Below are 23215 nucleotides of genomic sequence, written 5' to 3' on the forward strand. Positions count from 1 at the left end.
CTAGTGCGGGGTGCCGACAGGTCGGTCAGAGCAGGTCCTGCACCCGGTCGACGAGCGAGTCCTTCACGGCCTGGGTGACCGCGGCCTCGACCTGCGCGTTGAGGCTCGCCTGGTCGTCGAGGTCCGCCAGGACCTCCCGCAGGTCGAGGTCCTCGATCGCCCGGACGAGCACGTCGTCGGTCTTCAGGGCGGAGTCGATGACGGAGTCCGGGAGCGCGCGGATCGCGATCTCGAGGAAGCGGTTGAGGTCCGCGTTATCGAGTGCCTCGTCGACCAGCTCCGAGGAGGGCGGCAGCGTCCCGTCGTCCTCCATCCGCCGTACGGCGGCCGTCAGGCCGTCGCGCAGGGCGTCGACCTCCTCGTCGGTGCGGGTCCCACCCTGGCCGAGCTCGAGCGTGAGCGCCTCGCGGCTGACACCGAGCGCGCAGGCGGCCTCGTCGATGCCGATCAGCACCAGCCGCTCGGTGAGGCCGTCGATGCCGTCGGCCTGCGAGGTGACGATGCGCTCCAGGCACGGGTCGGCCGTCTTCAGCGGCTCGAACGACCCGCCGCCCTGGGCGACCTGGACCGACAGCACCCCGCCGACCAGGACCAGCGCGGCCACCGCCAGGCCGGCATCGCCCGGGCGGATCATGCCGACCTCCGCCGGCGCGGTGCGACCACGACGAGCAGGGCCACCAACGCCAGGCCACCGCCGATCAGGAACGAGTCGCGGAAGGCCCGGTTGGCGGCCCGCTCCAGCTGCGAGTCGAGGGCTCGCTCGAGCTCGGCCGCGGCCGCCCGCTCCTCAGCCGTGTCGAGGTCCAGCGTCCCGAAGGCGCGGTGCAGGTCGGGGACCTGGCCCTGCTGCTGCGACAGCTCGTCGCCGAGTGCCTCCACCAGCTCGATCTTGTCCTCCGGCTTCAGCGGTGCGTCGATCACCAGGGAGGTGATCGCCTCCTGGGCGGGCACCTCGGCGTCGCGGAGGTCCGAGGTGAAGACCGGCGTCAGGATCGCGAGTCCCACGACCACGCCGAGGTGCCGGGCACCGATCGTCCACCCCGCGTGCCGCGCGCGCGGCAAGCGCAGGTCCAACGCCTGGGCCGTCAGCCGGTCGACGGTCAGGCCGAGCCCGAGGCCGACCAGCGCCTGCGGCGCGACCGTCCAGAGCAGGTGAGACGACGGGAGGAGCCCCAGCCCGACGAGCCCCCCGGCGACCAGGAAGCAGCCCACCGCCGCCTCGACCTCGGGCGAGGGCCGCAGCAGGCGCGCGAGCGGGCTGGAGGCCAGCGCCGCGACCGGCACGACCGACACGGTGAGGGCGGCGGTCGCCGGCGAGCGGCTCCAGCCCTCGACCAGGAGCAGTACCAGCAGGAACAGCGCCGCCGTGAGTGCCGCCGACAGCAGGGCGAGGGTGAGGTTCGGGCGTACCGCCGGACGGTGCCGGTCCGGCGTCAGGTCCGGTACGGCGCGTACGGCGAGCGCCGCCGGCACCGCCAGCGCCGCGAACGGCACCTGCACCACGAAGATCGCCTCCCACGAGAACGCCTCCGTCAGCAGCCCGCCCGCGACCGGGCCGGCCGCCGTACCGACCACTCCGGCGGTCACCCAGGCCGCCACCCCGCGGCGCTCGCCCCAGTCGGCGACCATGAGCTCCAGGCAGCCGACCAGCGCCAGCGCCCCGCCGACCGCCTGCACGCACCGGGCCGTGATCAGCATGTCGATCGAGCCCGCGACCGCGCACCAGGCCGAGGCGCCGGCGAACACCGCGATCCCGACGGCGGCGAAGATCCGCGGCGGGACCCGCACCAGACCCATCGCAGTCGGCACCGCGCAGAGCCCGAGCACGAGGTTGAACGAGATCAGCACCCACGCGACCTGGCCGACGGTGGCGTCCAGCTCCTGGAGGATGTCGGGCAGGGCGAGCGTCACCACCGCCGAGTCCGCGAGCACCAGCGCCACGGTCACGGCGAGCAGGGGACCCACGGCGCGACGCACGCGGCCATCTTGTCAGGCGGCCGCGCGGGTGGATTCCACGACGAAACGCCGGGTCCATCCCCTAGGTTGCGCAGCATGAACCTCAAGAGCCTGCTCGCCCCCGCCGCTGCCGTCGCCCTGGTCGCCTCGGGAGTGGGGGTCGGCTGGAGCGCCGCCGCCGAGGACCCCGAGCCGGTGGTCGTGGTCCGCGAACTGCTGGCCCAGGACGACGCCCCGAAGGGGGCTGCCGACCGGACCCTCGGGCTCAACCGGGTCACCGTGATGCCCGGCGCCAAGCTCGCGTCACACCACCACCCGGGCACCCAGATCGCCTATGTCGAGACCGGCGTCCTCACCTACACGGTCGAGACGTCGTCGGTGGTCGTCCACACCGGACCCTCCGACGACCCCCGGGTCGTACGCCGGGTCGCGGCGGGCCAGACCGCCCGGCTCAAGCCCGGGATGTGGATCGTCGAGCAGCCGAACATGACCCACCACGCGGCCAACAAGGACGCCACTCCGGTGGTGCTCTACATCTCCACGCTGTTCCGCACCGGCGCTCCGGCCGCCATCCTGGATTGACCGGGGAGCGGGTCAGTCGTCGCCCCAGTGGGCTTCCTCGTCGGCGCGCTCGAGGTCGGCCTCGAGCCGGGCGACGGCATCGGCGTCGCCGTGGAATCGGCGGTAGCTGTAGACGATCAGCGCCAGCGCGATGAACGCGGACACGATCTGGGTGCCCGCGGTGGCGAGCCCACCGGGCAGCCACCACGAGTCGGAGACCGGCCACCACTCCGGTGACGGCGGGGACCAGATCCAGAGGCCACCGGCGGCGAACAGGAGGAGTGCCCCGGTCACGGAGGCGACCACCCGGGGGATGGTCTCGACGCTCTCGGCAGCGCCCTTGAGCGCGCGGAACTTGATCGGCGCCAGCCGGCGCTCCGCCCATTCGTACTGCTGGGACAGGATCGCGAGCCCGCCGAAGACCATCAGCAGCCCGGGCCCGGGGAGCACGAGGGCGGCGATGCCGGCCACCACGAGCAGCCAGCCGACGGCCTCCACCCCGATGCGCTTGGCCGTCTTCATGTGGCGAGCATTCCAGAGCCGACCAACCCAGGCATCCGGGTTGACCCTGGGTCGACCCCCGGGCTACCCCCCGAACTGGGCGACGTAGGCCCGCCCCTCGTCGCTGAGGGTGCCGTGCGCCTCGGCCACCTTCGCCCACCGCAGCGACATCCGCATGAAGCGCAGCGGGTTGTAGATGTCCTCCTCGCGGCTGAAGAGTCCGTCGCCGGCGTAGGTCATGATCGTCAGGTTGGACGCCTCGTGCACCGAGCCGTCGCCGGGGTCGGGCATCAGGTTGCGCACCTCGCAGATCAGCCGCGAGGTCGGCGCGTCGACCACCTGCCAGGCCAGCGGGAAGCCGGTCATCGCCCCGCCGGGGAACGACGTCATCGTGGCGACCGACCACTCCCGGATGGCGTCGCGGCCACGGAAGGTGCCGAACGCGTGCTCGACGTACTCCGCGTCCTCGGTGAAGCTCAGCGCGAAGTCGTCCCAGTCGCCGGTGCGCGCGTGCTCCTGCACCCGGGCGTGCATGGCGGCGTAGGCCTCGGTGATCTCGTCGGCGCTGAAGGTCATGGCCACATCCAACCAAGGAACGAGAACAGGTTCTAGTGGCTCAGGGCACAGGAACGTCGGCTTGCTCTACTGAGTCCGGTCAATGCATAATCTCTAGTAAGTCAGTAGCAAACTGGCGTACACACGACTATGTCGGGTCCGGTGCAGGACTCGAACGGCCGGAAGGTTCACCCGCATGCGCAAGCTCATCGTCCTGGGGTTCGTCGGACTCCTCGCCCAGCTCATCGACGGCTCGCTCGGCATGGCCTACGGGGTGACGTCCTCGACGCTCCTGCTGGCCGCCGGCCTGGCTCCCGCGTCCGCCTCGGCCGCCGTCCACTTCTCGGAGATCGGCACCTCGCTGGTCTCCGGCTTCTCCCACCACAAGCTCGGCAACGTCGACTGGCGCACGGTCTCGATCCTCGCTCTCCCCGGCTTCGTCGGCGCCTTCGCCGGCGCCACGTTCCTCGCGAGCCTCGACGGCGACGCCGCCAAGCCCTGGGTCGCGGGCCTGCTCCTGACGCTCGGCGTGTACGTCGTGTGGCGGTTCCTGGTGCTCGGCGGGCGCCGGCCCACCTTCAAGAGCCGCCCGTCGGCCGCGATGCTGGCGCCCATGGGCCTGTTCGGCGGCGCGCTCGACTCGATCGGCGGCGGCGGCTGGGGCCCCGTGGGCACCACCACCCTGCTCTCCTCGGGTCGGCTCGAACCGCGCAAGGTCGTGGGCTCGATCGACACCTCGGAGTTCGTGGTCGCGGTCGGTGGCTCGCTCGGCTTCCTCTTCGCGCTGAGCTCGCAGGAAATCCCCTGGAGCTACGCCCTGGCCCTCCTGGCCGGCGGCGTGATCGCCGCTCCGGTCGCCGCCTGGCTGGTCAAGAAGCTCGCCGCACGGGTGCTCGGCGTGGCCGCCGGCGGCCTGATCATCGTCACCAACTCCAAGACCATCGCCGAGGCGCTCGGCGCCGGCACCACCACGGTCATCGCGGTCGCCGCCACCCTCGCCGTCGTCTGGGTCGTCGGGATCGTCGTGGCCGTGCGCCAGGAGCGCTACTCGCGCCTAGCGGACAGCGATGTCAGCGACCGACGCCTTGAAGTGGCGGGCGAGCGTGCGTGACCTGGTCGCGCTGAGGTGCAGGTCGTCGAAGAACGTGTAGATGTCGTCGACCTTGCCGTAGCAGGTCTCGGCGGTGCACACGGCTCCGTTGGTCGTGAGGTAGCGCCCCTTGCCCACGAGCGGCCTCATGGCGTTCTTGACCCAGCGCCTGTTGGCACCCTCCGAGTGGAGCGCCTGGTTGCGCGGCAGTGAGCAGACGAAGGGCCGGCGACCCTCGGGGCACAGCGCGCCGTCAGGGACCTCCAGCGACTGCCCGATCACGTCGGTCGAGACCCGCGCCGCACCGAGCCGGCGGAAGAGCCGCGGGGTGTCGGTCTCGAGGTCCTGCGCGATCAGCGCGGCGTAGCTCTCCTCCGGCGGCGTGCCCTGGCGCAGCGGCGTGAGGTAGCGGTCCCAGGCGCCACCCAGGACGACCTTCGTCTTGAGGCCCGCGCGCTTGCGGTTGAGCACGTAGCGCAGCGCCAGGTCGTTGGACTTCTCGCAGGACGACGCGTTCTTGCGCTGCTTCGGCGTCTTCAGGTTGGGGTCCATCGGCGGGCACCCGCCCATCAGGAACGCCACCAGGTTGACGTTGCGGCCCTTGGTCGCTCCCTTCAGCGCCGGGATCATCTGCCACGCGTGCGAGTCGCCCCACAGCACCACCGTGGGCCGACCCTGCTGGTAGGTGGTGAGCTTGCACATCCCCGGCTTCTGCGGGATCAGGTCCTGGGGGTCCACGCAGCTGCGCGGCATCCGGGGGTAGTCGCGCCGGGGGCTGGCCGCGTCGGCAGGAGCCGCCAGCCCGAGCCCCGAGATCATCAGCGCCAGCGCCAGCACTGCGCCGGCGTACCGAAGTGGAGACCGCAGGAGAGAGTGGTGAAGGGTGACGATGGCTCAGCCCATCCGTTCCGCGTAGGTCGTCGCCGCGGCGTGCACCGCGTCGACGTAGCTCTGTGCATGGTTGTAGGAGTAGATGCCGCCGGCCCAGCCGGCTCCGGTCGTGAGGTCGCGCCCGTCGGCGCACAGGTAGCGGGCAGCAGCGTAAGCGGCGTCGTCGATGTCGTTGGGATCGGCCACGCCGTCGCCGTCGCCGTCGGAGGACCAGTCGTCCCAGGTCGACGGGATGAACTGGAGCTGCCCCACGGCGTGGTCCCAGTCGGCGTCGCCGTGCCACACGGTCGACTCGGGTGAGGCGCGGATCGCCGCGACCGGGCCGACCCCGTCGAGCGCCGGACCCAGGATCCGGCTCGAGGAGGTGCCGTCCGCGCGCAGGGTGCGGCCACCGATGGTGCCGTGCTGCGACTCCACCCAGCCGATCCCGGCGAGCGTGGTCCAGCCGAGGCCGCAGTCGGACTCGGACATCACGGTGGCCCGGGCATACGCGAGTACGGCGGCCTCGGGGATCCCCACGCGCGCAGCGGTCGCGCTGACCCAGGCGGGGTCGACCACCGGCACCGTGCTGGCCGGTGGCGCGGCGGCGGTGGCCGGCGCCGCAGCGAGCGGCGGGGCCGAGGTCGGCGTCAGGTCCAGCACCTCGGGCTGGCCGAACAGCGTCTGCTGGAACAGGAACGTCGCGCCGCCCATCGCCGCCAGGGCCACGACGAAGAGCAGGGCGCTGCGCAGCGGGTGGCGGCTCACAGGACGCCCTCGACGCTCGGCTCGAAGTAGCCCTCCAGCGTCCGGACGAAGCTGGCGCTGAGGTGCTGGTCGTCGAAGTAGGTCACGGTGTCGTCGACCTTGACGTGGCAGGTCGACTCGTCGCAGATCTCGCTGTTGACGTCGATCAGGCGCGGGTCGCCGGCCAACGACTGCATCTGCTCCTCGAGCCAGGCGCGGGTGGCCGACCCCGGCTGAGAGGTCTCGCCCACGGGCACGTCGCAGGAGTAGGGCCGGGCCAGTGCCAGGCACAGCGGCGGGTTGCGCGGCATGCCGACGGTCGGGGCGATCACGTCGACCGGCACCCCGAGCTCGCCCAGGGTGCGGAACAGCTGGGGAGTGCCGGTGTCGAACAGAGGACGGATCCGCTTGATGTACTCGACCGACCCGGGGTTGGGCGCGCGCTGGTCCATGAGCGACGGCGACTCGATGCCGCGGTAGCGCTCCCAGCTCGCGCCGAGCAGGACCTGGATCCCGGCGTCGGTCTTGGCGCGCTCCTTGACGAACGCCAGGGCCTCGTCGTTGTTGACCTCGCACGCGATCCGGCCCGCGCGCCGGCCCTTGCCCGTGGGCAGTTGGGGGTCGAGGGGCGGGCAGGCGCCCATCACGAACGCCACCAGGTTGACCTCGCGGTCGGCGACGGCCTCTTGGAGCGCCGGGATGAACATCCAGGCGTGCGAGTCGCCCCAGAGCACCACGGTGGGCCGGTCCTCGTCGTACGGCGTGAGCTCGCAGGCGCCGGGCTTCTGCGGGATCAGGTCCTCGGCATCGACGCAGCTCGCGGGCATCCGCGGCACGTCGTCGAGCTGGCTCTGTACGGCGGCCCACTCCGGCGAGGTGGCCTCGTGGCGGGCGAGGGCGTAGGCGCCGCCGGCCAGCGACGCGACCAGCGCCATCGCCGTGACGCCGCTGAGGATCGCGGTGCGGGGCTTGAAGTTGACGGTGGACTTGGCGCCGCCGCGGGAGTAGAAGATGCCCTCGATGAAGCGGTAGCTGAGCCAGGCGACCAGGAGGCCCAGCATCACCAGGCCGACCCGCGCAGCCAGCGGCGGCGGCGCGAGGTTGACCGACTCGCCGAGGACCAGCAGCGGCCAGTGCCAGAGGTACCAGCCGTAGGACAGCAGGCCGAGCCACACGAACAGCGGGAACTTCAGGAACCGCGTGGCCACGGTGTCGGCGCCACAGCCCGCCCAGACCAGCAGCGCCGCGGCCGCGCAGGGCACGAGGGCGGCGAGGTCGGGGTAGCCGGCGGTGGGCAGGGTCCAGATCATGCAGTAGGCGATCAGGGCCAGCCCGACCGCGCCGAGGACCTCCCGGAGGGCCTGAGGGAGCGTGACCTTCGCGGCCACCAGCGACAGCGCGACGCCCAGCAGGAACTCGTAGGCGCGGGAGAACGGCAGGTAGTAGGCGGCCTCCGGGTGGTTGTCGGACAGCGCCACGGCCAGGAAGATCGAGCCCGCGGTCAGCGCCAGGCAGCCGACCAGCAGGATCCGGCGTACGTCGAAGCGGAACAGGCGGGCGACCACCAGCGCCAGGATCAGCACCAGGGGCAGCATCAGGTAGAACTGCTCCTCCACCGACAGCGACCAGGTGTGCAGCAGCACGCCAGTGCCGGGCTGGTGGCCGAAGTAGCTGACGTCGGCGTTCTGCCAGAAGAAGAAGTTGGAGACGAAGCCCGCGGCCGCGGCCGCCGAGCGGGCGGTCTCCTGCTGGGCGCCGAGCGGCGTGAGCAGGAAGTAGCTCAGGAACAGCACGCCCAGGAGCATCGTGGCCTTCGCGGGGATCAGCCGCCGGGCCCGGCGCGCGTAGAAGGCGCCCCACTTGATGCTGCCGGTCTTGTCGTACTCGTTGAGCAGCAGGTTGGTGATGACGTAGCCGGACAGCACGAAGAAGAGGTCGAGGCCGATGAAGCCGCCCTCGAGGCCGGGCACCTTGGCGTGGAAGCCCATGACCCCGATCGCGGCGATGCCGCGGATCCCGTCGATGTCGGGTCGGTAGTTGAGACGGGTGCGCTGGGCGGTCGCGACGCCCTTTGCGCTCGCCTCACTCACGCCCTGCTCCCCACGATCGGCTGTCCCTGACTTCGACGGTCAGTATGCGTCATTGCGCCGCTAGGGTCCGGGGATGTCTCGCAACCCGTTCGGCTCCCGGCTCCTCGGCGCGGCCGACCAGTCGGCGCGGGCGCTGCGGATCAGGGTGCAGGTCCTGCTGACCGCGTTGCTCGTGACCACCAACCTGGTCGGCGCCGCCCTCGTCGTGGTCATCTCCTACTTCGTCGTCCCGGCCCCAGCGCCCAACGGCCGCACCGTGGTGGCGCTGGCGATCTCCATCCCCGTCTACGTCGCGCTCGCGGTGGTCATCGGTGCCGCCGTGGGTACGACGACCACGCTGCGGGCCCTGCGCTGGGCGACCGACGACACCGCCCCGGACGACGAGGACCGGCGCAAGGCGCTCCGGGTGCCGCTGCGGCTGACCCAGCTCCAGGCGCTGATGTGGGTCACCGCGACGGTGCTGTTCACGCTGCTCGCCGTCGTGCTCCAGCCCGCGCGAGCCCTGAGCACCGGGCTCACCGTGGGCATCGCCGGACTGATCGCGTGCGGGGTGGCCTACCTGCTGACGGAGTTCACGCTGCGACCGCTCTCGGCGCGCGCCCTGGCGGGCGAGTCGTTCACCCGGCGGCCACGCGGGGCCGGGGTCGGCGACCGGATGGTCATCTTCTGGTGCCTCGGCACGGGCGCCCCGGTGGTCGGTCTGACCGTGGCCGCGATCGTGGCGCTCACCGACGAGAGCACGACCCGGACCCGGCTGGCGGTGATCTGCCTGGTCGTCGCCGGGGTGGTGCTGACCTTCGGATTGTTCATGACCGTGCTCAACGCGCGTTCCGTGGTCGCGCCCATCCTCTCGGTGCGTGACGCGCTGCTCGACGTCGAGCGCGGCGACTTCGACCGCGAGGTGCCGGTGTACGACGGCACCGAGCTCGGGCTGCTCCAGTCCGGCTTCAACCAGATGGTCCACGGTCTGCGGGAGCGCGAGCACATCCGCGACCTGTTCGGGCGCCACGTCGGCCGCGAGGTGGCGGATGCCGCCGCGCTGGGCGACATCGAGCTGGGTGGCGAGACCCGCGTGGTGTCGGTGGTCTTCGTCGACCTGGTCGGCTCGACGTCGTACTCCACCGAGCACTCACCGACCGAGGTCGTCGCCGTCCTCAACCGCTTCTTCGAGGTCGTGGTCGACGAGGTCGACCGCCACCGGGGACTGGTCAACAAGTTCATGGGCGACGCCGTCCTCGCCGTCTTCGGCGCCCCCGTCGACCTGCCCGACCACGCGCGCGCGGCCCTCTCGGCGGCCCGGTCGATGGCGGCGCGGCTGGCCGCCGAGGTGCCCGAGATCGGGGCGGGGATCGGCGTGGCGACGGGCGAGGTCGTCGCCGGCTACGTCGGCCACCACGAGCGCTTCGAGTACACCGTGGTCGGGGACGCCGTGAACTGCGCGGCGCGGCTGACCGACCTGGCCAAGGAGGTCGACGGCCGGCTGCTCGCCACCTGGCAGAGCGTCGAGGCCGCCGCGGGCGAGGAGGGGGACCGGTGGACCCGGCACGGGAGCACGACGCTGCGTGGGCGCTCCGAGGAGACCGTGCTGGCGGTGCCGGCAACTGTCTCCTGACGGGGGCCCGGATGTGCGATGCTCCCGACATGGCCACGGTGCTGATCGCCGACGACGACCCCGACATCTGCTACCTCCTGGAGCTGCATCTCGGCCGCGCCGGGCACGAGGTCATCAGCACGTCCGACGGTGCACAGGCGCTCGAGGCGTACGCCGCGCACGACATCGACATCGCGGTGCTGGACGTCTCGATGCCCGACAAGTCCGGGCTCGACGTCATCCGGTCCATCCGGGCCGGCGACCGTCGCCCCGAGCTGCCGATCGTCCTGCTCACCGCGCTGGCGCATCCCGACGACCGGGAGCGCGGGCTTCAGGCCGGCGCCAACGACTACGTCACCAAGCCGTTCAGCCTGCGTGGGCTGGTGACGCTGGTCGACAGGCTGCTCGCCGAGGGCCGCTCACCCCGACGCTGGATCGACTGAACCGGATCGACCGAACCGGATGGACTGGGCCCTACCAGCGGTCGTGGACGGCCGCGCGGAAGCGCTCGTCGTAGATCCGCCGGACGCCCTCCAGCAGCTCGTCCCCGAGCGGCGCGGCGCGGCCGGCGGCCGCGTTGGAGCGTGACTGCTCGACGCTCCGGGCGCCCGGGATCACGGTGGTCACGCCCGACTGCTGCCACACCCACGCGATCGCGGCCTGGGCCGGGGTGAGCCCGTCGGGCACCAGCGAGGCGAACTCCTGGGCGGCGCGCACGCCGGTCTCGAAGTCGACCCCCGAGAACGTCTCGCCGACGTCGAAGGCGCTGCCGTCGCGGTTGTAGGTCCGGTGGTCGTCGGGCGCGAAGGTGGTCGTGGCGTCGTACTTGCCCGAGAGCAGGCCCGAGGCCAGCGGCACCCGCGCGATGATGCCGACGCCGGCCGCCTCCGCCGCGGGCAGCACCGCATCGAGCGGCTTGAGGCGGAACGCGTTGAGGATGATCTGCACCGAGGCCACGTGCGGGCGCGCGATCGCGCTCAGCGCCTGGTCGGCGGTCTCGACGCTGACGCCGTACGCCGCCAGGGAGCCGTCGTCGACGAGCGCGTCGAGCGCGTCGTAGGTGCGGTCGTCGTCGATGACCGCCGACGGCGGGCAGTGCAGCTGCACCAGGTCGAGCCGGTCGACACCGAGGGTGCGCCGCGAGCGGTCGACCCAGGCGCGGAAGGCCTCGGGCACGTAGCTCTCGGGCACCTGCTCGGCGCGGCGGCCCATCTTGGTCGCGACGACCAGGCCGTCGTCGGGGTGCGCGGCGAGGAAGCGGCCCACGATCTGCTCGCTGCGCCCGTCGCCGTAGACGTCGGCGGTGTCGTAGAACGTGACCCCCTCCGCCGCGGCCGTCTCCAGGACGTCGCGGGCGTCGCTCTCCGACACGTCGCCCCAGTCGGCGCCGAGCTGCCAGGTGCCGAGGCCGACGACGGAGACGGGGCGTCCGGTGCGGCCGAGGGTGCGGTGCTGCATGGGCTCCATGGAACCGACCTTAGGCCGCGCCCGGTCAGGTGTTGAGCCGGGTCTCGGCGAAGTGCTCGAGCTCGGCACCGGCCGCCCGGATCTCGGCGTCCAGGGTCGCGAGCGTGCCGTCGGAGGGGAGCCGGCCGGCCCGCGCCTCGCTCTCGATCTCGCTGCACACCGCGGCGAGCGCGGTCAGGCCGAGGTTGGCGGCGCTGCCCTTGAGGGAGTGCGCCTGCGCGGCCACGTCGCCGGCGTCGCCCGCGCGCACCGACGCTCCCAGGGTGGCCCCCACGATGAGCGCGCCGCTCTCGAAGCGCTCGATGATGCGGACGACCAGCGAGGGGTCGATGCCGTCGCGCTCGATCAGCTCGCGCAGGCGTACGAACGCCGGCGACTCGGCCGGCTCCGCAGGCGGCGGGGCCTCCTCGGCCTCCTCGTGTCCGGGCGAGCTCGGTGCCCAGCGGGCGAGCGTCTTGCCGAGGAGCGCGACGTCGACGGGCTTGGCCAGGAAGTCGTCCATGCCGGCCGCCAGGCACCGCTCGCGCTCCTCGGCGACGGCGGCCGCGGTCATCGCGATGATCGGGGTGCGGGTCCCGCCGCGCTGCATCGCCCGGATCGCCCGGGTGGCGTCGTAGCCGTCCATCACCGGCATCTGGCAGTCCATCAGGATCGCGTCGAAGCCGCGGTAGTCGTCGGCCACTGCCGCGACGCCGGCCGCACCGTTGTCGGCCAGGTGCACCTCGTAGCCGAGCCCGTGCAGCACGCCCTCGGCCACCAGCTGGTTGACCTCGTTGTCCTCGACGACAAGCACCCGTCCGCGGCGCCGGGCCGGTACGGCACGTGGGGTCTCGACCGGCCGGTGGTCCAGGCGGCCCAGGCGGCCACCCAGCCTGGCGAGCACGTCGAGGAGACGCGTCGGCAGCACCGGCTTGCTCAGGAAGGTGTCGATCCCGGCATCGGCCAGCCACTCGGGGCTCGGCTCCAGCGCCGAGGAGAGCAGCGCCAGCCGGGTCCGGTCGTGAACCCGCTCGGAGCGCAGCGCGCGGGCCAGCTCCTCGCCGTCGGTGCCCGGCATCATGTAGTCGAGCAGCACCACGTCGTACGGCGAGCTGCCTCGCGCGGCGGAGCTGAGCTCGGCCAGCCCGTCGGCAGCCGACTCGACCGCGGTCACCGTCACTCCCCAGGCACTGAGCTGCTCGACGAGGATGAACCGGTTGGTCTCGTTGTCGTCGACCACGAGCACCTGGAGCCCGTGGACCGCCTGTTCCCGCTCGTGGTCGCGCAGTGGGTCGTCGCCCACGGGGGGTTCGAAGTCGACGGTGAACCAGAACGTGCTGCCCAGGCCGGCGTCGCTGTCGACGCCGATCTGGCCGCCCATCGCGGACACGATCCGGCGGCTGATCGCCAGGCCGAGACCCGTGCCGCCGTACTCCCGCGTGGTGGAGCTGTCGGCCTGGGTGAAGGGCTCGAAGAGCCGGTTGGCCGCCTCGGGGTCGATGCCGACCCCGGTGTCGCGGACCTCGACCCGCACCCGGGGGCCGTCGGGGCCGGTCTCGCCGGTGGCCCGGATGACCACCTCGCCTTCGGAGGTGAACTTCACCGCGTTGCTGGCCAGGTTGGTGATCACCTGGCCGAAGCGCACCGGGTCGCCCCGGACCTGGGCCGGCATGTCTCCGGCGCTCGAGACGACGAGCTCGAGGTGCTTGTCTCGGGCCAGGTCGGCCACCAGCGACGCGCTCTGCTCGACGACCGAGCGCGGGTCGAAGTCGACTGCCTCCAGGTCGAGCCGCCCGGCCTCGATCTTGGAGAGGTCGAGGATGTCGTTGACCAGGGCGAGCAGGGTGCGTCCGGCGTGCTCGACGCCGTCGGCCAGGCGCCGCTGATGGGGGGTCAGCTCGGTGCGCGCGAGCAGCTCGCTGAGCCCGAGCACGCCGTTGAGCGGCGTCCGGATCTCGTGGCTCATCGTGGCCAGGAACTCCGACTTGGCGCGCGAGGCGCTGAGTGCCTGGTCACGGGCGTCGGCAAGGTCCTGAGCCGCCGACTCGCGTTCGGCCACGTGGGCGAGGAACGTGAGCATCTGGTTGAAGATGATCAGCTCCCAGGGGGGCGGCTCGACCGCGGTGAGGCTGTCGGAGACCACCACCGCCGCCACCTGGTCCCCATAGACCACCGGCCCGGCCACGAGCGCGGTGCCCGAGGGGCCGACCTCGTGGATGGTACGGCGCGCGTCGGCGGCCGCGGTCGCCAGCGCCCGGGCTGCCTCCCCCAGGGGCTCGGAGTGCTCGCCCCACGCGACGTCGAGGAAGAGCAGCTGGTCGGGTTGCTCGGGGTCACGGGCAGCGACCAGGACCGCAGGCCACCGCGCCAGCTGCCGCACGCTCTTCTCGGAGGCGATCAGCACCTCTTGGAGCGTCGTGGCCTGGTTGGCCGCCGCCGCCATCGCGCTGAGGAAGGAGAGCCCTTCCTCGTTACGCTTGGTCGCGGTGGTGTCCTGCAGGGTCCCGTCCAGCCGCACCAGGCGACCGTCGGCGTCAAAGACAGCGCGGCCCTGCGCCCGGACCCAGGTCGGCGACCCGCCCTCGTGAACCAGCCGGGACTCGAAGTCCAGGGTCGGGGCTCCCGCGAGGACGGCGTTGAACGCGGTCTCCGCATCCACCCGGTCATCGGGGTGGAGGCGCTCGAAGAACGTCTCGGGGGTCACCACCACCGAGCCCGGGACAACGCCGACGAGCCGGTAGGTCTCCTTCGACCAGATGACCTCGTTGGTGACGAGGTCCAGCTCCCAGCTGCCGATGTGCGCGATCGCCTGGGCCTCCGAGAACTGGTGCTCACGGCGCTGCGAGAGCTCGAGCAGGTCGTGCTGCTCGGCGTTGTCCTTGATCCGGTGCATCCAGCCGACCAGCCGGCCGTCGTCGCCGACCACCGGCTCGGGGCTGACCAGCACCCAGACCGACGTACCGTCGGGCCGGTGGAGCCGGCACTCGCGGTCGCCGCGGGTGCCCGGGGCGGGTGGCACCGCCGGGTCGACGTGCTCGGCGAGCCGCTGGCGGAGCACCGCGGCGCCGGACTCGTCCAGGGCCTCGTAGGCGGAGAAGCCGGGCATCTCGGCGGCGGAGCGGCCGAGCAGGGTGAGCAGCGGGTCGTTGGCGAAGATGGTGCGACCGTCGGTGTCGAGCAACCACAGCCCATCGGGGACCGACCGCAGCAGCAGCGCCGGGTCGGGGGTCATGGCCCCATCGTCGCGCACGAGCGCAACCCTCGGGAGAGGATTGCCCAATGGGACACGGACACTCGCACGGACATTCGCACCGGGCCGACCGTTCAGCGCCGGAGTTCGAGGTCGCCCGGGCGCCGCGGGTCGCGCTGCTGTCGGTCCTCGCCGCGGTCGGCGTCGCCACGCTGGTAGGCCTGCTCCTGCTCTGGCCCGACAGCACGAAGGCCGACGACCTCCAGGGCTCGCTCACCTTCGCGGCCGAGGGCGTCACCTTCCCGGAGGCCGTCGTCTCAGAGGTCGAGCCGCCGTGTGCCGAGTTGGCGGACGAGGCGGCCGAGTGCGGCCGGATCCACGCGACGGTCGACGAGGGACCCGACCGCGGGACCGACGTAGTTGTCGAAGTACCACCCCAGGTCAGCGACTCCGGGCTCGGCGAGGGGGACCGGATCAAGCTGGTCAGCCACCCCGAGGAGCCCGACGGGGGCGAGGGGCGTTTCGCCTACTCCGGCACCGACCGCTCGACTCCCCTGTGGACGCTGCTGATCGTCTTCGTGGTCGTGGTGGTGGCGATCGCCCGGTTCCGGGGGCTGATGGCGCTGCTCGGGCTCGCGTTCGCGAGCGCCGTGGTGTTCGTCTTCGCGCTCCCCGCGCTGCTCACCGGCGAACCCGGCATCGCCGTGGCACTGGTGGCTGCCACCTCGATCATGTACGTCGTCCTCTACACCACCCACGGGTTCTCGATCCGCACCAGCACCGCCCTCGCCGGGACGCTGGCCGGCCTGGGCGTCACCGCTGCCGTGGGCTGGTGGGCCGTGCGCGCGACCCACCTGAGCGGCATCACCGGCGAGGAGGGCGGCGTGCTGACGACGTACGCCCCGGACGTCAGCTTCCAGGGCCTGCTGACGGCGGCGGTGATCATCGCCGGCCTCGGTGTCCTCAACGACGTGACGATCACGCAGTCCTCCGCCGTCTGGGAGCTGCGGGCGGCCTCGCCGACGATGGGCCGCGCCGAGCTCTTCACCAGCGGGATGCGGATCGGCCGGGACCACATCGCCTCGACGATCTACACGATCGTCTTCGCGTACGCCGGCACGGCGCTCGCCCTGATGCTCGTGCTCCAGCTCTACGACCGCTCCACCGTCGAGCTGATCGGCACCGAGGAGATCTCGCAGGAGATCGTGCGCTCGCTGGTCAGCAGCATCGGGCTCGTGCTCGCCGTACCGCTCACCACCGCGATCGCGGCGCTGACCGTCCCGGGCGCGCGCGACTGACGAGACCGGGTGGTCACACTCGGCCCGGCTCGTGCGTCAGGGGGGTGACGACAACGGTGAAAGGGTGGAGGACATGGACCAGACGGACCTGTTCGAGGCGGAGCGACCGCGGCTGGTGGGCATCGCGAGCCGGGTGCTCGGCGACCACGCCGAGGCCCAGGACGTCGTGCAGCAGGCGTGGCTGCGGCTGCACGGGACGGACGCCGAGATCGAGAGCCTCCCGGCCTGGCTGACCACCGTGGTCACCCGGCTGTGCCTCGACCGGCTGCGCTCGCGCACGCCCGTCCCCGTCGAGGACGTCGGACAGATGGGCGCCGGCGAGACAGTGGGCGACCCGGCCGACGACGTCGCGCTCGCCGACACCGTCGGCCTCGCGCTGCACGTCGTACTGGACCGGCTCTCGCCGCGCGAACGGGTCGCCTTCGTGCTCCACGACAGCTTCGGCTTCGAGTTCCCGACGATCGCGGCGGTCCTCGACACCACCCCGGTGGCCGCCCGCAAGCTGGCCTCGCGGGCCCGCGCCAAGGTCGCCCAGCCCCATCCCGAGGACCAGCTCGCCGACTGGGAGGTGGTCGACGCCTTCATGGCCGCCGCCAAGAACGGCGACTTCGACCGGCTGCTCCAGCTGCTCGCACCCGACGTCACCGTCACCGCCGACGACGCCGCGATCTTGGTCGGCACACCGGAGCAGATCGAGGGACGCGAGGAGGTGGCGACGTTCTTCAACGGCGGCGCCTCGGCCGCACTGGCGGTCTTCGTGGCCGACCGGCCCGGCTCCGCGTGGTTCCAGCTCGGCGGGGCCAAGGTCGTCTTCGACTTCACCGTCGTCGACGGCCTGGTCCACGCCATCACCTTCCGTGCCGCGCCCGAGGTGCTCTCGCAGGTCGTACGCCGCGACGGTCAGCACATCAAGACCCCCAAGACCACCGAGAAGTAGAGGAAGACGACCCATGAAGACCATCACCTGCCAGGACCTCGGAGGCCCCTGCGACCTCGAGCACCACGGCGACAGCGCCGACGACGTCATCAACGCCCAGGACCGTCACCTCAAGGAGGCGGAGAAGGCCGGCGACGCCACCCACCAGGAGGCCCGCGACGCCATGAAGAGCCGCTGGCGGCACCCCAGGAAGTCGATGGGTTGGTACAAGGAGACCAAGGCGGCCTTCGCCACCCTGCCTGACAGCTAGCGGTCAGCGCCGCCAGAAGAGGTGGTGGTCCGCCCGGCCCGTGGGGCTGGGCACGACGTCGCGGTGGTAGCTGTCGAGGAGCTCGTCGGGCGACTCCCACAGCCGGGACCCGGCGCCCAGCTCCACCGGGCAGACCGCGACGTGCAGCGTGTCGATGAGCCCCGCGTCGAGGAACTGCCGGACGGTGTCGGCGCCACCACCCAACCGGACGTCCTTGCCGTCCGCGGCCTCCAGCGCCTTCTCCAGCACCGACGCGGGATCGCCGCTGACGAAGTGGAAGGTCGTGTCGGAGAGCGTGAACGACGGCCGCTCGTGGTGCGTCATCACGAACACCGGGGTGTGGAACGGCGGCTCGTCGCCCCACCAGCCCTGCCAGCTCTCGTCGGCCCACGGCCCGCGCTGCGGGCTGAACTTGTTGCGTCCCATGATCTCGGCGCCGATGTTGCGGTGGAAGTCGCGCACCAGGTAGTCGTCGAGCCCGCGGCTCCCGCCGGGGTCCGCACGGTTGGGCCAGCTCGCCGTCGCCCCCGCCCACGACATCATGACCGCGGGCTCCGCATGGCCGAAGGGACGCTCCAGGCTCTGCCCCTCCCCTGCGCCGTACCCGTCGCTGGACACCACGAAGTTGTGAACCCGGACCATCTGCGTCACTTCTGCTCCTCATGAGATGTCGTCGTTGCAATGTACGACCGCCGTGCGGCACCGAACTCATCGGAGCTGGCAGCAAGCGCTGGCCCGGTCTGCTCCGAACACCTGTTGTTCGATCCTCGACAACTTCCCGAGAGAGCCGAAGCCATGGACGAAATCGGAACAGGTCCCGCCAAGCCCACCCAGCGGCACCTGCTCACGCCCGAGACCGTGACCAGGACGGGCGCCGGCCTCGATGCCGATCTCACCCGCAGGCACGGGCAGAGCAACGGCTTGCGGGTCCACGGCCTGTACTTCGCCGCGGTCTCGTTGGTCGCACTCGTGCTGATCATCGCCGCGATCGTCCTCGCCACGACGACGATGTGACCACCCCACCGGCACGACAGACTAAGTGATGTCGACGGTGCCGGTTGGCGCGGTGATGAGCCACTGGCCGTGGGGTTCGTGCCAGAGGAAGGTGCCGGGTGCGAGGGACTGATATCGCCAACCCGCATGGGTCTTGAGGCGGTGGTGATGTCGACACAACGGGGCGAGGTTGGCCTCGGTGGTGGGGCCTCCTTCGAGCCACGGGATGAGGTGGTCGAGGTCGCAGGCCCGGGAAGGTCTCGCGCAGTGGGGGAACACGCAGGTCGGGTTGCGCAGGATCACTCGTTCGCGTAGTGACTCCGACGGGGTGTAGCCCTCGCAGCCGGGGTGGGAGTCGTTGAGGTCGATCACCGGGCGGACGGTGACGTGGCGGTCTGTGCGCAGGCACCAGGCGCGGAACGTGGCCTCGAGCCAGGTCCGGCCGTGCTCGTCACGGGCGAGGGGGTCGAGGCCGCGGACGGCTTCCTCGGTGAGGTGGACGTAGGCCACGACCTCCCGGGTCGGTGCCGGCGGCTCCTCGCCGTTGATCAGGGCGAGCGCGCGGGCGGGGTCGGCGAGGACCCCGATGGCCATCGCGCGGCGTACGTCGAGAGGCTCGGTGTTGCCGTCGCGCTTCAACGCGGCGGCGACCAACGAGAGTGCCTTGTCGAAGTCCTTGAGATCGGCCCACTCCGCGCGCAGGGCCATCTCCGCGACGCCGGTGTGGTTGAGCGAACGTTCGCTCAACCGTGCGTAGCGAGCGTCGAGGGCCTCGAGCTGTTCTTCCTCCCGCTGCTCGGGGTAGAGGAAGGTCATCGCTTGGTCGAGGACCCGGTCGAGGGTGACGGTGCCGACAGCGTGGGCGGTCCTGGCGAGCTCGGTGTCGACGTAGGCGGCGACGTCGGCGGGCTTGCCGATCACGGCCTGCGCGATCCTTCGGGCCCGCCACACCGGCACCTGGTGACTGACGACACACGCGAACACCCCAGGGAGCCGGTGCCGAAGGATCAGCGCGTCGCGCAGGAATGCCTTGCCCGCCGTGGTGGTCATCGCGTTGGCTGCGGCGAACGCCGCAGGGGCGTCCCAGGCCACGTCGGGGATGCCGAACCACTCCAGGTCTTCGACGTCATCAGTGTCGCTGGGGCTGCCGTCTTCGTCACCGGACGCCGCCGGCGCGTGCCACGACGCGTCTCCCGGAACGAGCGGATGACTGTGCGCCCACGCGACCGCGAGCCGCAGCAGGTCGACCTCGGCCCGATCGGCCGTCGCCCGCGCGTCGCGCACCCGGGCGATCAGCTCTGCCGCGGTGGTGTCCTCCAACTCGCCGGCGTCGGGCCGGTTCTTGTCGAGGCGGGTGATGGACATGGTCCATACTAAACGAACGTATGTTTGCTTGTCAAGCAGCAGATCCGCCAACGGACTCGGCTTCTGGGGAGGCTCGGGGTCAAGGACGGCCGAAGGCCGCCGCGAAGCAGGCGCCGTAGGCGATCCTTGACGCCGAGGCCCGGACTGCTACCGCGCGGGCCGACCTAGGAACGCGCGCGCACAGCCCGCAGCAGCCTGCTGGGTACGGCGTGCCCGACCACGTCGGCGGCCACTTCCGCCGCGACGACGCAGGCGTCGAGGTCGATCCCGGTCGACAGCCCACCGTCCTCGAAGAGGTGCACGAGCTCCTCGGTGGCGATGTTGCCGCTGGCGCCGGGGGCGAAGGGGCAGCCGCCGAGGCCTCCGGCCGAGGCGTCGAGACGGCGTACGCCGGCCTGGTAGGCCGCCCAGGCCGAGGCGAGGCCGGAGCCGTAGGTGTCGTGGAAGTGCGCTCCCAGCGGCACCCCCGGCACGGCTTCCACCGCGGCGCCCACCAGGGCCCCCACCCGCACCGGGGTCGCGGTGCCGATCGTGTCGCCCAGGCACAGCGAGTCCGCACCCAGCGTGTGCGCCCGGCCGAGCAGGTCGACCGTGCGAGCGACAGGGGTGCGCCCCTCGAACGGGCAGTCCCACGCCATGGCCACGATCACCTCGAGCAGGCCACCGGCGCCGTGCACGGTGTCCGCCACCTCGGCGGTCTGGGCCAGCGCCTCAGCAGTCGAGCGCCGGGCGTTGGCCTGCGAGTGGGTGTCGGATGCGGACACCACGTACTCGACCCGCGTGATCCCCGCCGCCACCGCCCGACGGGCACCGCCGGGGCTGGCCACGAGTGCGGAGAACTCCACGTCGGGCCACTGCGACAGCAGCTCCGCGACCTCAGAAGCGTCGGCCATGGCGGGCACCGCCCGCGGCGAGACGAACGCCGTCGCCTCGATCCGTCGTACGCCGGTCGCGACCAGCGCCGCGATCAGCCGCGCCTTGGCCGCGGTCGACACGGGCTTCTCGATCTGGAGCCCGTCACGGGGAGCGACCTCGCGGATGTCGACATCGAGAACGCCGGTCACACGACCCCCGCCGCGACCAGGTCGTCGAGCTCCGCCCGGTCGAGCCCGAGCAGCTCGCGATAGACGTCGTCGTTGTGCACCCCGGGCTCGGACGGCCCGGCCCAGCGCACCTCGCCGGCGGTGTCACTGAGGTGCGGGACGACGCCGACGCCCTTGACCGCGTGGCCGGTCTGCTGGTCGACGTGGTCGACGAAGAGCCCGCGTTCGACGAACTGCGGCTCGACCACCACCTCGGCGACCGTGTTGACCCCGCCGGCCACGACACCCGCCGCGTTGCAGCGGTCGATCAGCTCCTGGGCGGTGATCGTGCCGGCCCACTCGGCGATCAGGTCGTCGAGCTCGTCCTGGTGCTCGCCACGCGAGGTGTGGTTGACGAAGCGAGGGTCGACCGCCAGCTCCGGACGACCCATGAGCTCGGCGAGCCGCGCGAACACCGTGTCCTGGTTGGCGGCGATGAGCACCGGGAGGCCGTCCTTGGCCCGGTAGAGGTTGGACGGCGAGACCCGGTCGAGACGGGTGCCGCCGGGCTGGCGCACGTGGCCGGTCTGGTCGTAGTCGGGGACGGTCGACTCGAGGATCGCCAGGCAGGCCTCGGTGAGCGCCGTGTCGACGACCTGCCCGCGGCCGGTGCGGTGGCGGGCGTGGAGCGCGGCCAGGATCCCCTGGTAGGCGAACATGCCGGCCAGCGAGTCGCCGAGCGACAGCGCGATCCGCGGCGGCAGCTGGCCGGGATAGCCGTTGAGGTGGCGCAGTCCGCTGACCGCCTCGGCCACCGAGGCGTAGCCGGCGCGATCGGCCAGCGGACCGGTCTGGCCGTAGCCGGAGACCCGCGCCAGCACGATGCGCGGGTTGACCGCCGCCAGTACGTCGTACCCGAGACCCCAGCGCTCGAGCGTGCCCGGTCGGAAGCTCTCCAGCACCACGTCGGACTGCTCCACCAGCCGCAGCAGCAGGTCGCGGCCACGGTCGGTGCGCAGGTCGAGGGTGACGCAGCGCTTGTTGCGGGCGTGCACGGTCCAGAAGAACTGGTGCCCGCCGGACGCCTGGCCCCACTCCCGCAAGGGGTCTGGTCGGTCGGGCGCCTCCACCTTGATCACGTCGGCGCCGTTGTCGGCCAGCAGCCGACCGGCGTACGGCCCGGCGATGAGGGTGCCGAGCTCGAGCACCCGGACGTCGTCGAGGGCGCCCATCAGAACATCATCTGGACGGTCTTCTCCTCGGTGTAGGCCTCGATGCCCGCAGGCCCGAGCTCCCGACCGAGTCCGCTGCCCGCGCGCCCGCCCCAGGGGGTGGTCAGGTCGGGGATGCCGAACGCGTTGATCCACACGTTGCCGACCTGGAGCTCGCGCGCGGCGCGCTGCGCGAGGTTGAGGCTCTCGGTGTAGACGATCGCGTTGAGCCCGAAGTGGGTGTCGTTGGCCAGCTCGATCGCCTCGTCCGGGGTGCTGAACGGGATGACGGTGGCGACCGGCCCGAAGATCTCGTCGCGGGCGATCGCCAGGTCCTGGCTGCCACGGAAGACGGTCGGCTCCACGAACCAGCCCTCGCGGTCCTGGCGCTTGCCGCCGGTGACCAGGGTCGCGCCCTCGGCCGACCCGCCGTCGACGTAGCCCATGATCTTGGTGAGGGCGGCCTCGTTGATGACCGGTCCCATGCCCACGGCGTCGTCGAACGGGTCGCCCAGCGTGATCCCCTGCGCGTGCGCCGCGAGCCGCTCGACGACGTCGTCGACCAGCGAGTCGTGGACGTAGACGCGGGTGCCGGCGGCGCAGACCTGGCCCTGGTGCAGGAAGTTGCCGGCCGCGATGAACGGCATCGCGCCGTCGAGGTCGGCGTCGGGGAAGACGATCTGCGGGTTCTTGCCGCCGAGCTCGAGGGTGACCTTGCGGAACTGCCCGCCGGCGTGGTGCTGCATCAGCGCTCCGACCTCGGGGCTCCCGGTGAAGCTCAGCTTGTCCAGGCCCGGGTGCGCGGCCAGTGCGGCGCCCGCAGTCTCGCCGAGGCCGGGTACGACGTTGAAGATCCCGGCCGGGACACCGGCCTCGTGGAGGATCTCGGCGAGGCGCAGCAGCGACAGCGCGGCGTCCTCGGGCGGCTTGACCACGATCGCGTTGCCGGCGGCCAGCGCCGGCGCGATCTTCCACCCGGCGACCACGATCGGGTTGTTCCACGGGGTGATCGCCCCGACCACGCCCAGCGGCTCGCGCAGCGTGTAGTTGAGCCGGTGCCGCCCCGCGTAGTCGGGCAGCTGCACCGTCGTGCCGTAGAGCTTGTCGGCGAAGCCGGCGTAGTAGCGGAACGTCGCCACGGCAGCGGGCAGGTCGCCGAAGAGGCCGTCCTTGTAGAGCTTGCCGACCTCGAGGGTCTCCAGCGCCGAGAGGTACTCCGCGTCGCGGGCGATCGCGTCGGCGGCGGCGAAGAGCACCCGTCCGCGCTCGGCACCGCCCAGCTCGCGCCAGCCGCTCTGCTCGTACGCCGTGCGCGCGGCGCGCACCGCGGCGTCGACGTCCTCGGGCTGCGCGTCGGCGATCTCGGTGATCGGGGTGTCGTCGACCGGGTTGCGGCTCACGTAGGTCGCGCCACCGGTGGCGGGTCGCCACTCGCCGCCGATCCACAGATCACGCGGGGGGAGCTGGGTGGGAGCGGGCATGGGTCCTCCTCGACTGGGTGTCGAGCGTCACTCTAACCACGAATCCCGATTTGTGAAGATG

General features: G+C 71.9%; 22 protein-coding genes. 8 read left to right on the forward strand and 14 right to left on the reverse strand.

All coding sequences use genetic code 11. The features are described 5' to 3' along the window. Nucleotides 1–25 precede the first annotated feature (25 nt). Nucleotides 26–634 (reverse strand): hypothetical protein, encoded by a 609-nt coding sequence (locus BLR90_RS10435; RefSeq protein ID WP_091025113.1) that lies wholly within the window; start codon nucleotides 632–634, stop codon nucleotides 26–28. Continuing rightward, nucleotides 631–1977 (reverse strand): MFS transporter, encoded by a 1347-nt coding sequence (locus BLR90_RS10440; protein WP_091025114.1) that lies wholly within the window; start codon nucleotides 1975–1977, stop codon nucleotides 631–633. Before BLR90_RS10440 ends, BLR90_RS10435 begins: the two co-directional genes overlap by 4 nt. A gap of 75 nt (nucleotides 1978–2052) precedes the next feature. On the opposite strand from BLR90_RS10440, the gene BLR90_RS10445 reads away from it, so the two are divergent. Next, entirely contained in the window at nucleotides 2053–2538 is a 486-nt protein-coding gene (locus BLR90_RS10445) for a cupin domain-containing protein (protein WP_091025115.1), read from the forward strand. 12 nt (nucleotides 2539–2550) lie between these two features. Here BLR90_RS10445 and BLR90_RS10450 read toward each other — a convergent pair whose 3' ends face one another. Next, complete coding sequence (locus BLR90_RS10450; RefSeq protein ID WP_091025116.1) at nucleotides 2551–3039, reverse strand: PGPGW domain-containing protein; 489 nt, start codon at nucleotides 3037–3039, stop codon at nucleotides 2551–2553. A 63-nt stretch (nucleotides 3040–3102) separates the two neighbouring features. Beyond that, nucleotides 3103–3594, reverse strand: a complete 492-nt coding sequence (locus tag BLR90_RS10455) for a nuclear transport factor 2 family protein (RefSeq protein ID WP_091025117.1) — start codon at nucleotides 3592–3594, stop codon at nucleotides 3103–3105. A 175-nt stretch (nucleotides 3595–3769) separates the two neighbouring features. On the opposite strand from BLR90_RS10455, the gene BLR90_RS10460 reads away from it, so the two are divergent. Continuing rightward, nucleotides 3770–4684, forward strand: a complete 915-nt coding sequence (locus tag BLR90_RS10460) for a sulfite exporter TauE/SafE family protein (RefSeq protein ID WP_091025118.1) — start codon at nucleotides 3770–3772, stop codon at nucleotides 4682–4684. Here the strand turns inward: BLR90_RS10460 and BLR90_RS10465 are convergent. The 3 genes from BLR90_RS10465 to BLR90_RS10475 are packed head-to-tail and all read right to left on the reverse strand — an operon-like array spanning nucleotide 4628 to nucleotide 8370. Next, a complete protein-coding gene (locus BLR90_RS10465) occupies nucleotides 4628–5500 on the reverse strand; it encodes an SGNH hydrolase domain-containing protein (RefSeq protein ID WP_091025119.1) in 873 nt (290 codons plus the stop codon). The two genes, BLR90_RS10460 and BLR90_RS10465, sit on opposite strands and share 57 nt — an antisense overlap. Before the next feature lie 57 nt (nucleotides 5501–5557). Beyond that, on the reverse strand, nucleotides 5558–6301 hold the full coding sequence (locus BLR90_RS10470) for a lytic murein transglycosylase (protein WP_091025120.1): 744 nt from the start codon (nucleotides 6299–6301) through the stop codon (nucleotides 5558–5560). Continuing rightward, on the reverse strand, nucleotides 6298–8370 hold the full coding sequence (locus tag BLR90_RS10475; protein ID WP_091025121.1) for an acyltransferase family protein: 2073 nt from the start codon (nucleotides 8368–8370) through the stop codon (nucleotides 6298–6300). Before BLR90_RS10475 ends, BLR90_RS10470 begins: the two co-directional genes overlap by 4 nt. A 73-nt stretch (nucleotides 8371–8443) precedes the next feature. Between BLR90_RS10475 and BLR90_RS10480 the strand changes: the two genes are divergently transcribed. Continuing rightward, nucleotides 8444–9982: an adenylate/guanylate cyclase domain-containing protein gene (locus BLR90_RS10480; RefSeq protein ID WP_091025122.1), complete on the forward strand. Its 1539-nt coding sequence runs from the start codon at nucleotides 8444–8446 to the stop codon at nucleotides 9980–9982. Nucleotides 9983–10011: 29 nt separating this feature from the next. Continuing rightward, nucleotides 10012–10404: a response regulator gene (locus tag BLR90_RS10485; protein WP_091025123.1), complete on the forward strand. Its 393-nt coding sequence runs from the start codon at nucleotides 10012–10014 to the stop codon at nucleotides 10402–10404. A 31-nt stretch (nucleotides 10405–10435) separates the two neighbouring features. On the opposite strand, the gene BLR90_RS10490 is transcribed toward BLR90_RS10485, so the two are convergent. Continuing rightward, nucleotides 10436–11428: an aldo/keto reductase gene (locus BLR90_RS10490; RefSeq protein ID WP_174812356.1), complete on the reverse strand. Its 993-nt coding sequence runs from the start codon at nucleotides 11426–11428 to the stop codon at nucleotides 10436–10438. 25 nt (nucleotides 11429–11453) lie between these two features. Beyond that, on the reverse strand, nucleotides 11454–14639 hold the full coding sequence (locus BLR90_RS10495) for a response regulator (RefSeq protein WP_091025124.1): 3186 nt from the start codon (nucleotides 14637–14639) through the stop codon (nucleotides 11454–11456). 47 nt (nucleotides 14640–14686) lie between these two features. On the opposite strand from BLR90_RS10495, the gene BLR90_RS10500 reads away from it, so the two are divergent. The 3 genes from BLR90_RS10500 (at nucleotide 14687) to BLR90_RS10510 (ending at nucleotide 17082) form a co-directional block, all read left to right on the forward strand. Continuing rightward, a complete protein-coding gene (locus BLR90_RS10500; protein WP_091025125.1) occupies nucleotides 14687–15895 on the forward strand; it encodes a YibE/F family protein in 1209 nt (402 codons plus the stop codon). Between the two features lie 73 nt (nucleotides 15896–15968). After that, nucleotides 15969–16832 carry a sigma-70 family RNA polymerase sigma factor gene (locus tag BLR90_RS10505; protein ID WP_091025126.1) on the forward strand — a complete coding sequence of 288 codons (864 nt, stop codon included), beginning with the start codon at nucleotides 15969–15971 and terminating at the stop codon, nucleotides 16830–16832. Nucleotides 16833–16845: 13 nt separating this feature from the next. Next, nucleotides 16846–17082: a DUF1059 domain-containing protein gene (locus BLR90_RS10510; RefSeq protein WP_091025127.1), complete on the forward strand. Its 237-nt coding sequence runs from the start codon at nucleotides 16846–16848 to the stop codon at nucleotides 17080–17082. A 3-nt stretch (nucleotides 17083–17085) separates the two neighbouring features. Here the strand turns inward: BLR90_RS10510 and BLR90_RS10515 are convergent, their stop codons facing one another. Next, the gene (locus BLR90_RS10515) at nucleotides 17086–17724 is read right to left on the reverse strand and encodes a dihydrofolate reductase family protein (RefSeq protein ID WP_245715255.1); all 639 of its coding nucleotides are present in this window, start codon (nucleotides 17722–17724) and stop codon (nucleotides 17086–17088) included. A gap of 153 nt (nucleotides 17725–17877) precedes the next feature. Here BLR90_RS10515 and BLR90_RS10520 point away from each other — a divergent pair, with 153 nt between their 5' ends. Further along, nucleotides 17878–18096 (forward strand): hypothetical protein, encoded by a 219-nt coding sequence (locus BLR90_RS10520; protein ID WP_091025129.1) that lies wholly within the window; start codon nucleotides 17878–17880, stop codon nucleotides 18094–18096. Nucleotides 18097–18117: 21 nt separating this feature from the next. Here the strand turns inward: BLR90_RS10520 and BLR90_RS10525 are convergent, their stop codons facing one another. From BLR90_RS10525 to BLR90_RS10540, 4 genes are all read right to left on the reverse strand, one after another. Beyond that, nucleotides 18118–19440 (reverse strand): HNH endonuclease signature motif containing protein, encoded by a 1323-nt coding sequence (locus tag BLR90_RS10525; RefSeq protein ID WP_091025130.1) that lies wholly within the window; start codon nucleotides 19438–19440, stop codon nucleotides 18118–18120. Between the two features lie 164 nt (nucleotides 19441–19604). After that, nucleotides 19605–20504, reverse strand: a complete 900-nt coding sequence (locus BLR90_RS10530) for a hydroxymethylglutaryl-CoA lyase (RefSeq protein ID WP_091025131.1) — start codon at nucleotides 20502–20504, stop codon at nucleotides 19605–19607. Continuing rightward, on the reverse strand, nucleotides 20501–21694 hold the full coding sequence (locus BLR90_RS10535; protein WP_091025132.1) for a CaiB/BaiF CoA transferase family protein: 1194 nt from the start codon (nucleotides 21692–21694) through the stop codon (nucleotides 20501–20503). Before BLR90_RS10535 ends, BLR90_RS10530 begins: the two co-directional genes overlap by 4 nt. Next, nucleotides 21694–23154: an aldehyde dehydrogenase family protein gene (locus BLR90_RS10540; RefSeq protein WP_091025133.1), complete on the reverse strand. Its 1461-nt coding sequence runs from the start codon at nucleotides 23152–23154 to the stop codon at nucleotides 21694–21696. Before BLR90_RS10540 ends, BLR90_RS10535 begins: the two co-directional genes overlap by 1 nt. Between the last annotated feature and the right edge of the window lie 61 nt (nucleotides 23155–23215).

The sequence above is a fragment of the Nocardioides szechwanensis genome (assembly GCF_900103935.1).
GTDB lineage: Bacteria > Actinomycetota > Actinomycetes > Propionibacteriales > Nocardioidaceae > Nocardioides > Nocardioides szechwanensis.